This is a genomic window from Nitriliruptor sp. (genome assembly GCF_040882075.1).
Classification (GTDB): domain Bacteria; phylum Actinomycetota; class Nitriliruptoria; order Nitriliruptorales; family Nitriliruptoraceae; genus Nitriliruptor.
Genome location: NZ_JBBEBZ010000229.1, coordinates 1 through 9967 on the forward strand (window position 1 = coordinate 1; position 9967 = coordinate 9967).

The following is a 9967-nucleotide window of genomic DNA, read 5'->3' on the forward strand; positions in this document are numbered from 1 at the left end:
GTGGCGTGGCCCGAGGGCCTGGTCGACGAACGGCGTCACTGGCACCTGCACTGCTGGCGCCTGGCGGCCCGCCGCGGCCGGCCCTGAGCCCGTCGCCGGTAGCCTCCGGCCGACGCCGATCGCGGAGGCACGCACGTGGCCAAGAGCACCCACGACAAGGAGCTGGCGCGAGCCCGCGACAAGCGTCACCAGGACGCGCTCGAGCGGCGTCAGCGACGTTCCCGCGTGCTGGTCCTGATCATGATCGGGCTGCTCGTGCTGTCGCTCGTGGGGGTCGCAGCGATCACCAGCCTCGGCGGTGACGACCCGGCACCGGTCATCGACGACGCAGCCGACGATGCGGCGGAGGCGACCGCGGACGCGGGGGATGCCACCGGCGAGGACGGCGAGGACGCCGCGACCGATCCGGCCGATGACGACGTGGCTGCTGACGACCCGGCCGCCGCCGAGCGTCCGGAGGGCGCCTGCGAGCCCACGCCGGCCGACGTCCCCGAGGTCACCAGCGAGCGGTACGAGGAGGCCCCGGAGTTCAGCATCGACGAGGACGCCACGTACATGGCCACGATCGCGACGACCTGTGGTGACATCGTCGTGGAGCTCGACGCGGCCAACGCCCCGCTCGCGGTCAACAGCTTCGTCTTCCTCGCCGAGGACGGGTACTACGACGGGGTCGGCTTCCACCGCGTCATCGAGGGTTTCGTCGCGCAGGCCGGTGACCCGGCCGGCACCGGCTGCGGCCGCGAGGACTGCGGGCCGGCGTCCGCCGACCAGCCGAGCTTCCCGGGGTACACCTTCCCCGACGAGCTCGACGCGGCCGAAGCCCTCGTCGAGGAGGAGGGGGTCTACCCCCAGGGCACGATCGCGATGGCGAACTCCGGTCCGGACACCAACGGGTCGCAGTGGTTCATCGTGGAACCCGAGGAGGGCGTCGAGCTCCCGCCGGCCTACACCGCCTTCGGCCGGGTGGTCGAGGGGCGGGAGGTCGTCGAGTCGATCGTGCTCGGCCCCGTCAGCGGCGACAGCCCGGTGGACCCCATCATCATCACCTCGGTCACGATCGAGACCAGCTGATCGCCGCGTTTCCGCCCGTCCGTCGGGCACGGCCGTGGGCGGGACGTGCTGCCCGGCGAGTCCGTAGGCTCCCCGCTCCGACGCCCCCGAACCCGAGGACACCTGACGTGGCGACCGCGCCCGACCTCACCATCGACACCGCCAAGGCCCACACGGCGACGATCACGACCAACCGCGGCGTCATCACCGCGAAGCTGTTCGCCGACGAAGCGCCGAACACCGTCAACAACTTCGTGCACCTCGCCCGGACCGGGTTCTACGACGGGGTGATCTTCCACCGCGTCATCAAGGACTTCATGATCCAGGGCGGTGACCCGACCGGGACCGGCACCGGCGGCCCGGGCTACAAGTTCGCCGACGAGCTCGATGCCGCTCGCAGCCGTGGTTACAAGATGGGCACGCTGGCCATGGCCAACGCCGGTCCGAACACCAACGGCTCGCAGTTCTTCATCTGCCACGCCGACGTCGGCCTGCCGCCGTCGTACAACGTCTTCGGCAAGACGACCGACGGCCTCGATGTCGTGGACGACATCGCGACGACCGCGATCGACGCCCGTGATCGTCCGCACGAGGACGTGGTCATCGAGACCATCGAGATCACCGAGGAGTGACCGGTCGACCGCGGGGTGTGGTCGTCGAACCTCGCCCCGCGGTCGATGTCGTGCGCCACGCGGTCACCTGCAACTCTCGAGCACGTTCGTGCGTCTGAGAGGGCGGTGGGGGACGGACGTCCCCACCGCCTGATCCCACGAACGTCCTCCGGGGGCCCACCGACGTTGCTCCGATCCTCACCTCCTGCCACCACCCGCCGCGCCATCGCCCTGGCGATCGCCACCCTCCTCGTCACCGGGTGCGGCACCGCCCCTGACGCCGGCGACGCCACCACCGCGCCACCTGACTCGACGTCGGTACCCGCGTCGCGGGACCTGCCGACGGTCTCGATCGAGGGACGTGATCTGGTCCTCGTCACCGGGCAGGATCGCCAGGCGTTGGGCAGCATCGAGGACGGTGAGCTGGTCCACGCCGAGCTGCGACCCGCCGTGAGCCCGGACGGTGCGACCACCGTGTTGGCGCTCGCGCGCGTCGACGGCCGGTACGAGCTGCGCTACCTCAACGTCGATGCCGACGGTGTCGCCAGCGACCTGTACTGGTTCCCGTTCCGCATGCAGGTCGATCCGGAGTCCGCGGGGACCGCGGACGTCCCGACGCTGCCCGTGTGGGCACCCGACGGCTCGGCGGTGGCGTGGCTCGAGTGGGGTGCGGACGGGACGCGGCTGCGGACCGTCGGGTGGCTCGACCACGACGAGGGGACCAACCCCTCCGACGACCAGGCCACCTACGGCCTCGACGAGGTGCCGGTGGGTGCCCAGCTGGTGGTATGGGAGGTCGGTGACGACGGTGTACCCGAGCTGGTCAGCCGTGGCGCAGACGAGCAGCGGTGGCGCATCCGCATCGAGGGTGACGCCGCCATCGTCGCCCTCGACGCGCTGCCCTGAGCACCATCGGGCGCCGGGGCAGCTCCCGGCGATCAGCGGGGGTCGAGCACGATCGGCAGGCCCGCGTCGGTCCCGGTCAGGGCGGTCTCAGCCGCCACGAGGTCCGCGACCGGGTACGTCGACCCCACGGCGGTGTGCAGCACCAGGCGCCCCTCGGCGGCGAGGTCGAACAGCTCGACCACGTCCTGCGGCGTGGCCCCGTCGGCCCCGACGACGTCGAGCTCGTGACGGACGAGCAGGTCGGTCGGCAGGGACACCTCACCGCGCTGGTCCCCGACGGCCACGATGACCAGACGGCCCCCTGGCGCCAGGGCTTCGAGCGCCGACGCGGGGACCTCGCCCCGGACGAGCAGGCGGTCCACGGGCTCGTCGAGGACTTCGGGGAGGGATCGACCGTCGAGCGGCAGGGTGCGGTCGGCGCCGAGGTCCGCGGCGCGCTCCCGAGCTTCGTGGCGGTCGTCCAGGGTCGTCACCTCGCCACCGGCCAGCGCGGCCAGTTGGGTCAGGTGCAGGCCGAGCGCATCAGCGCCGACGACGGCCACGCTCACCCCGGGGCCGACGCCGGCCCGCTTCAGGGCGTTGAAGGCGGGAGCCACGATGCCGGGGACCGACGCGGCGAGCGGCGGGGGGACGGTCGCGGCCGTCGACACGAGCTGGTCGGCTCGCACCACCACCCGTTCGGCCACCCACCCGTCGACGTCCCGGCCCGGTCGCCGGCGCGAGGGGCAGAGGTTGGCACGTCCCGCCCGGCACGCGGCGCACGCCCGGCAGGTGAGCAGCGCCGGGAGCGCAACGGCATCCCCGACGGCCAGCCCCACGACACCAGGTCCGACCTGCGTCACGACCCCGGCGCCATCGGCGCCGACGACGGAGCCGTCCTCCCGAGGCGGCGGCGATCCTGGGGTGAGCAGCGCGGCGTGGACCTCGACCACGGCCTCACCGGGACCGGCGGTCGGGGCAGGACGACCGACGGCCCGCAGGTGGCCCGGACGTCCGTCGCCGGGGGTCGCGATGTGGACGATGGCGCGGATCTCGCTCACGCGGGGCCGCCGGCCGGCGGCGGTCCGTCGGAGGAGCCCGGCGGCTCGTCGGCGGGCGGCGTCGGTGGTGGTGGCGGTCCGTCGGCGCCGACGTCGCCGTCGGGCCACGGGGGCAGGTCCTCCACCCGCAGCCGGTTCGGGCGGACGCCCGCGTCGTAGTCACGCATCCGCTTCGGGTAGCCGACCCGGGCCGCGTCGTAGAGCGGCAGGTTCAGCTTGGCGCACAGCTCGACGGCCTGGTCACGATCGCCGATCGGGCGCCGCAGGTACTCGCCGTCGTCGGCGACCATCAGCAGGGTCGTGGAGTAGATGGCCGTCCGGGGTTCGAGGTAGGCCTCGACGCTGCCGCGGGTCGACGCGAACGCTTCGAGCTCGCGCGTGCTGGCCCGCGAGGCCGGTCCGGTGCTCTTGGACGGCGCGCTGCGCTTGCCCTCACCCTTGAACCACCCGCGTAGGCGGTCGGTGAACCCCACGGACCGGCTCCTGACCCTCGACGGACTCGACAGGCGAGGCTACCGGCCGGCGGACGGGCGGATGCCGCCGCTCAGTGCGCGTCCTCGACGAGCTCGACGAGGACCCCGTTGGTCCCCTTCGGGTGGACGAACGCGACCGTGTGCCCGCCACCACCGGGCCGCGGTGCCTCGTCGATGAGCCGGACCCCCTCGTCACGCAGGTGCTCGAGGGTGTCGCTCACCGAGTCGACCCCGAACCCGAGGTGGTGCAGCCCCGGTCCGTTCCTGGCGAGGTACCTGGCGATCGGGGAGTCGTCGCGTGTCGCCTGCAGCAGCTGGATGTAGACACCGCCGACGTTGAGCATCGCCTCCTCGACGCCGTCGGACTCGACGACCTCGCGGTACTCGGGGGTCAGACCGAAGGCGCGCTCGTAGAGCTCGAGGGCGGCGTCGAGGTCCTCGACGGCGATCGCGATCTGATCGATGCGGGTGACCGGCACGGGAGTTCCTCGTCTCGGGCGACCACCGTCGGTCGCGTCAGGGTCATCGTGCCCGGTGCTGCGGCACCATCCCAACCCGGTACGCGGCGGGGGCGGTGGGGAGGCGGCCGGGCGCAGGCCCAGGTCCGCTTGCGGGCGGGGGTGGCTCGGGCCCTACGATGGCCGCTCACCCGAGCGAGGAGAGGTCCGTTGTCCGAGGTCGTCGTCGTCGGCTACGCCCGTACGCCCATCGGCAGGTTCGGAGGGGGCTTCGCCTCCCTCACCGCGATGCAGCTCGGCGGTCACGCCATCGCCGGAGCGCTCGCGAAGTCCGGCATCGACGCTGGCGAGGTTGACTACGTCGCCATGGGCCACGTCCTCCAGGCGGGCCAGGGTCAGATCACCGCCCGCCAGGCGGCGGTCGAGGGTGGCATCGGCATGGACGTCCCGGCCGAGACCATCAACAAGGTCTGCCTGTCGGGCATGACCGCCATCTCGCGCGCACGCGACCTGATCCGCCTCGGCGAGGCTGCGGTGGCCGTCGCCGGTGGGATGGAGTCGATGACCAACGCCCCGTACGTGCTGCCGAAGGCGCGCCACGGCTACCGGCTCGGCGACGGCAAGGTCACCGACGTGCTGATGCACGACGGCCTCACCTGCGCGTTCGACCGCTGCGCGATGGGCCTGGCGACCGAGAACTACCAGACCAAGATGGACCTCGGCATCACCCGCGAGGAGCAGGACGAGTTCTCGGCCCGGTCCCACGAGCGTGCCGCCGCAGCCTGGAAGGAGGGCGCCTTCGAGGGTGAGGTCGTCCCCGTCGACGTCCCACAGCGCAAGGGTGACCCCATCACCGTCGCCGAGGACGAGGGCATCCGTCCGGGCACGACCGGCGAGTCGCTCGGCAAGCTGCGACCCGCCTTCGACGCCGAGGGCACGATCACCGCGGGCAACGCATCGCAGATCTCCGACGGTGGTGCCGCGCTCGTCCTCGCCTCCCGCGAGAAGGCGGACCGGCTCGGGCTACCCGTCCTCGCCACGATCGAGGCCTACGGCGCCGTCGCCGGTCCCGACCCGTCGCTGCTGCTGCAGCCGGCCGGTGCGATCCGGGCCGCGGCCGCCAAGGTCGACGCCGACCCGTCGGGCTTCGACCTGTACGAGATGAACGAGGCGTTCGCGTCCGTCGCGATCGCGTCGGCCAAGGAGCTCGGCGTCGACCAGGACAAGGTCAATGTCAACGGTGGCGCGGTCGCGCTCGGCCACCCGATCGGCTGCTCCGGCGCCCGCATCGTCACCACCCTCATCAACGAGCTGACCCGCCGTGGTGGCGGCCGTGGTGCTGCTGCCTTGTGCGGCGGCGGTGGCCAGGGCGACGCGCTCATCGTCCGCGTCGGCTGAGCCGACCTCGAAGGACCGTGTTCTCGGTGTGCCCCCGGCAGCGGTCGGGGGCACACCCACGTCCGGTGCGGAGTGGGTGGCCGAGACCATCACTAGCCTGCCGCTCCACGACGTCCTACCTCGGAGGAGCACCGCGTGGCGCAGACGGTCGACGACCTCGTGCAGCGGCTCGCCCGTGGGGAGCGGCGCGCGCTCGCCCGCCTGCTGACCCTGGTCGAGGACGGTGCACCGGGTCAGTTGCGCGAGGTGGTCGCCGCCCTGCACCCGCGGACCGGCAGCGCACGGGTGCTCGGGATCACCGGATCCCCGGGGGTCGGCAAGTCCACGCTGACCAACGCGATCGCCGCCGAGCTGCGGTCCCGCGACCGCTCGGTGGCCGTGCTCGCCGTCGACCCCTCGTCACCGTTCTCCGGCGGCGCGCTGCTCGGTGACCGGGTGCGGATGCAGGGGCACCACGCCGACCCGGACGTGTTCATCCGGTCGATGGCCTCCCGTGGCCACCTCGGTGGGTTGTCCTTCGCCACGCCTCAGGCGGTGCTCGTGCTCGACGCGGCCGGGTTCGACGACGTCATCGTCGAGACCGTCGGCGTCGGCCAGTCCGAGGTCCAGATCGCGGCGACCGCCGACACCACCGTCGTCGCCATGGCCCCCGGCATGGGTGATTCGGTGCAGGCCGCCAAGGCCGGCATCCTCGAGGTCGCCGACGTCTTCGTGATCAACAAGGCCGACGCGTCCGGTGCGGGCAAGCTCGAGTCCGAGCTGCGCGGCATGCTCGAGCTCGGACGCGCCACCGCCGGTCGCTCGACCGCGGAGCTGCTCGACGAGCACCCCGACCTCCTCGACCACCATCCAGAACTCGCACCACCAGTGGGGGGCGACCCAGAACTCGCCGACGACCTCGGTGGTGGCAGCGAGCTGGTCCCCGGGTCCGCCGCGGCCGGTTGGTGGCCCCCGATCCTGCGCACCGTCGCCGTTCGTGGCGAGGGGATCACCGAGCTCGTGGACGCCTTCGACGACCACGACGCCCACCTCGCTGCGTCCGGACGAGCCGACGCACGCGCCCGCGATCGAGCGCTGCACACCATCCGCGAGATCGCGCTCGAGCAGGTCCGCAGCCGCTTCGTCCGGCTCGACGAGCACCACAGCTCCAAGCAGCGCGGCCAGGGCGGTGACCCGCTGCTCGACGCTTTGGCGACCCGCGTCGCCGAGCGCGAGATCGACCCCTACGCCGCCGCCGACGAGCTCCTCGAGGCACTCGAGGGCGGCCCCGCCTGACGCGACCCCAGGTCGCGTCAGCGTCTCACGGTCGCGCCAACCCCGCACCCCTGAGCATCTGTCGCGACGCTGACACGCTCACCCGACAGGACGTGTGGTCGTCAGCCTCGGAGCCAGGCGGCGAAGGACCGGATCCGATCGCCCTCGAGGTCCGGTCGCCGGAACACCTCGACGTGCCAGCCGAGTGCTCGCATCCGCGCCCGGCACACCTCGTCCTCCGCGCGGGCAGGCGCGACGTCGTGGTACGCGCGTCCGTCCCACTCGGCCAGCGCCATCCGGTCGGGCCAGGCCGTGTCGACCCGCTTGACGAGCGCGCCACCGAGGTCGCGCACCCGGTACTGCAGCACCGGAGGCGGCGCGCCGTGCCGCCGCAGATCCTGCACGCCGAGGACCTCGAGCGGGGAACCGAGGAGCGAGGCATCTCCCGGCAGCCGCGAGATCGCCGCAACCAGTCGCCGCCGCGACGGTGCGTTGCGGTACCGATCGAGCAGCTCACCGATCTGGCGGAGCGCGTTGCGGTCGCGGCGGGCCAGCTCGAGGCCGAACCGTTCGAGCTCGTCGAGGGTCGATCCGGCGGCGACGTCGAGGTAGGTGCGCGCGACCGTGGTGCAGCGCAACCCGTTCACGGCCGTGAGCTCGTCCGGAACGATGGCTCGGGTGGTGTGCAGCCGGACCTCGCCGATACGGGTGTGGCCACCTCGATCCACGAGCACGTCGGGGACGTGCGGTCGACCGACGTCGAGGAAGCCGTGCAGGTGTGCGGAGGTCATGTGGGAGAGCCACGACCTCGGCCCGGTCGCGAGCAACAGCTCCTGGAGCTCGGCGAGCCAGGTGCGCTCGTGCGTTCCGATGTCGATGACGGTCGGGACGGGTTCCGACCAGCTGCCAGCCGCGAGACGGCGGGCGATGGTCGCGGGCGAGATGGAGGCGTCCTCGCGCAACTGTCGGCGCGTCGCGCGACCTCGCTGTGGTCGGGCGACGTGCTGGGCTCGGGCATCGACGGCGTCCATGCGGGGAGCGTGCCGCGTCGGCGTGCTGTCTCTCCGTCCCGAGGGCTCGGGGGTGTGGATACCTCGGGGTCGCAGCGGGCGCTCGGCAGCAACGCGGGCCGTCGCGTTCGACCTCGCTGTCGCGGGAGACCGTCGCGGTCGCGCCAACATCGCACCGCTGAGCGTCTGACGCGACGCTGACGGGCTCGCGCGACACGGCTGGACCGGATCGGCGCTGAGGTGCAGGCCCGGTCAGGGGAGGAGGGGGGTGAGCTCGCGGTCGAGGGCGGCGAGGGTGGCCTCGAGGCGTTCGTCGGTGGTGCGCAGGTTGCCCGTGGCCAGGCGCAGCACGTAGCGGCCGTCGAGCACGGTGTGGGACAGGAACGCGTCGCCCGTGGCGTTGATGGCGGCCAGCCACGCCCGGTTGCGGTCGGTCGCGGCGTCCTCGTCCTCGCCGTCGACCACCGAGCGCAAGCACACGGTCGACAGGGGAGCGGGGGCGGCGAGCTCGAGGTGGGGGTGGGCCTCGACCCACGCGACCACCTGCTGGGCTTGCGCGACGTGGTGGCGGATCCGCTCGGCCAGCCCGTCGCGGCCGAAGTAGCGGAGGACGGCCCAGAGCTTGAGCGACCGGAACCGCCGCCCGAGCTGGATCCCCCAGTCCATGTAGTCGGTGACGCCCTCGTCGTCGGTCGCGAGGTACTCCGGCACGAGCGAGAACGCGCGGGTCAGGGTGTCGACATCCCGGACGTAGAGGGCGGAACAGTCGATCGGCGTGAACAGCCACTTGTGGGGGTTGGTCACGAACGAGTCCGCGCGGTCGACACCGTCGAGTACCCAACGGAGCTCGTCGCAGATCGCGGCGACGCCGCCGTACGCGCCGTCGACGTGGAGCCAGATCGGGTGACCGAGCTGCTCGGCCACCTCGTCGCGGATATCAGCGATGGCCGCGACGGGGTCGATGGACGTCGTCGAGGTGGTTCCGGTCGTCGCGACGATGGCGATGGGTCGCGAGCCGAGGCGGATGTCCTCCTCGAGGGCCTCCCGCAGCGCGCCGACGTCCAGCCGCCGGTCATCGTCGACGGCGATGAGCCGGACGCCGTCACGACCGAGTCCCAGGGTGATGGCCGCCTTCTCGACCGAGGAGTGCGCTTCGGACGAGGTGTAGATGCGCAGCGGCGGGAGGTCCGGGCGACCGGCCATGCCGCGGTTGCGGACGTCGAGGTCGGCTCGCTCCCGCGCGGCCGCCAGCGCGACCAGCGTGGACACCGATGCGGTGTCGGTGAGCACCCCGCGCCAGTCGTCGGCCAGGCCGAGCAGCTGACGCAGCCAGTCGAGGGTGCGCTCCTCCAGCTCGGTCGCCGCCGGCGAGGTTCGCCACAGCATCCCGTTGACGTTGAGCGCCGCCGACACCGCCTCGGCGAGGATGCCGGGGCCGGACCCGGTGATGGCGAAGTAGGCGTGGAACGCCGGGTGGTTCCAGTGGGTCACGCCGGGCAGGATGATCCGATCGAGGTCGGCCAGCGTGTCGGCGAACGGTTCCGGCCCGTCCGGGGCGGACACCGGCAGCGCGCCCGCGATGTCGCCGGGGGCGACATCGGACAGGACCCGTCGGTCGCCGACGCCCTCGAGGTAGTCGGCGATCCAATCGATCACCTCGTGGCCGTGACGGCGGAAGCTGGCGGCGTCCATGTCACCGACGCCGAGCTGACCGGGATCGAGCGGCCCCTGGTCGGGCTCGGTCATCCCGATCCTCCACCGACCGAG

General features: G+C 72.6%; 10 protein-coding genes. 5 read left to right on the forward strand and 5 right to left on the reverse strand.

What is annotated here, in order from left to right; genetic code table 11:
* Positions 1 to 135: 135 nt before the first annotated feature.
* The 3 genes from WEB03_RS16655 (at position 136) to WEB03_RS16665 (ending at position 2567) form a co-directional block, all read left to right on the forward strand.
* A complete protein-coding gene (locus tag WEB03_RS16655; protein ID WP_368072043.1) occupies positions 136 to 1071 on the forward strand; it encodes a peptidylprolyl isomerase in 936 nt (311 codons plus the stop codon).
* Between the two features lie 107 nt (positions 1072 to 1178).
* The gene (locus WEB03_RS16660; protein WP_368072044.1) at positions 1179 to 1682 is read left to right on the forward strand and encodes a peptidylprolyl isomerase; all 504 of its coding nucleotides are present in this window, start codon (positions 1179 to 1181) and stop codon (positions 1680 to 1682) included.
* Between the two features lie 105 nt (positions 1683 to 1787).
* Complete coding sequence (locus tag WEB03_RS16665) at positions 1788 to 2567, forward strand: hypothetical protein (protein ID WP_368072045.1); 780 nt, start codon at positions 1788 to 1790, stop codon at positions 2565 to 2567.
* A 32-nt stretch (positions 2568 to 2599) separates the two neighbouring features.
* On the opposite strand, the gene WEB03_RS16670 is transcribed toward WEB03_RS16665, so the two are convergent.
* The 3 genes from WEB03_RS16670 to mce form a co-directional block, all read right to left on the reverse strand.
* Positions 2600 to 3607, reverse strand: coding sequence for an alcohol dehydrogenase catalytic domain-containing protein (locus WEB03_RS16670; protein WP_368072046.1), 1008 nt, complete (start codon positions 3605 to 3607; stop codon positions 2600 to 2602).
* A complete protein-coding gene (locus WEB03_RS16675) occupies positions 3604 to 4080 on the reverse strand; it encodes a hypothetical protein (protein ID WP_368072047.1) in 477 nt (158 codons plus the stop codon). The genes WEB03_RS16670 and WEB03_RS16675 overlap by 4 nt, the downstream gene beginning before the upstream one ends.
* Positions 4081 to 4151: 71 nt before the next feature.
* Positions 4152 to 4559 carry a methylmalonyl-CoA epimerase gene (mce, locus tag WEB03_RS16680; RefSeq protein ID WP_368072048.1) on the reverse strand — a complete coding sequence of 136 codons (408 nt, stop codon included), beginning with the start codon at positions 4557 to 4559 and terminating at the stop codon, positions 4152 to 4154.
* Between the two features lie 189 nt (positions 4560 to 4748).
* Between mce and WEB03_RS16685 the strand changes: the two genes are divergently transcribed.
* Positions 4749 to 5936 (forward strand): acetyl-CoA C-acetyltransferase, encoded by a 1188-nt coding sequence (locus WEB03_RS16685; RefSeq protein WP_368072049.1) that lies wholly within the window; start codon positions 4749 to 4751, stop codon positions 5934 to 5936.
* Positions 5937 to 6071: 135 nt separating this feature from the next.
* Entirely contained in the window at positions 6072 to 7211 is a 1140-nt protein-coding gene (gene meaB / locus WEB03_RS16690) for a methylmalonyl Co-A mutase-associated GTPase MeaB (protein WP_368072050.1), read from the forward strand.
* 101 nt (positions 7212 to 7312) lie between these two features.
* Here the strand turns inward: meaB and WEB03_RS16695 are convergent, their stop codons facing one another.
* Together WEB03_RS16695 and WEB03_RS16700 are read right to left on the reverse strand one after the other, a co-directional pair.
* Positions 7313 to 8221: a hypothetical protein gene (locus WEB03_RS16695; RefSeq protein WP_368072051.1), complete on the reverse strand. Its 909-nt coding sequence runs from the start codon at positions 8219 to 8221 to the stop codon at positions 7313 to 7315.
* A 231-nt stretch (positions 8222 to 8452) separates the two neighbouring features.
* A partial coding sequence (locus WEB03_RS16700) for an aspartate aminotransferase family protein (RefSeq protein ID WP_368072052.1) occupies positions 8453 to 9967 on the reverse strand: 1515 nt, incomplete at its 5' end.

What these genes read in the sequence shown, in the direction of transcription:
- WEB03_RS16695 (WP_368072051.1), bottom strand. Translation starts at nt 8,221, where the DNA reads ATGGACGCCGTCGATGCCCGAGCCCAGCACGTCGCCCGACCACAGCGA.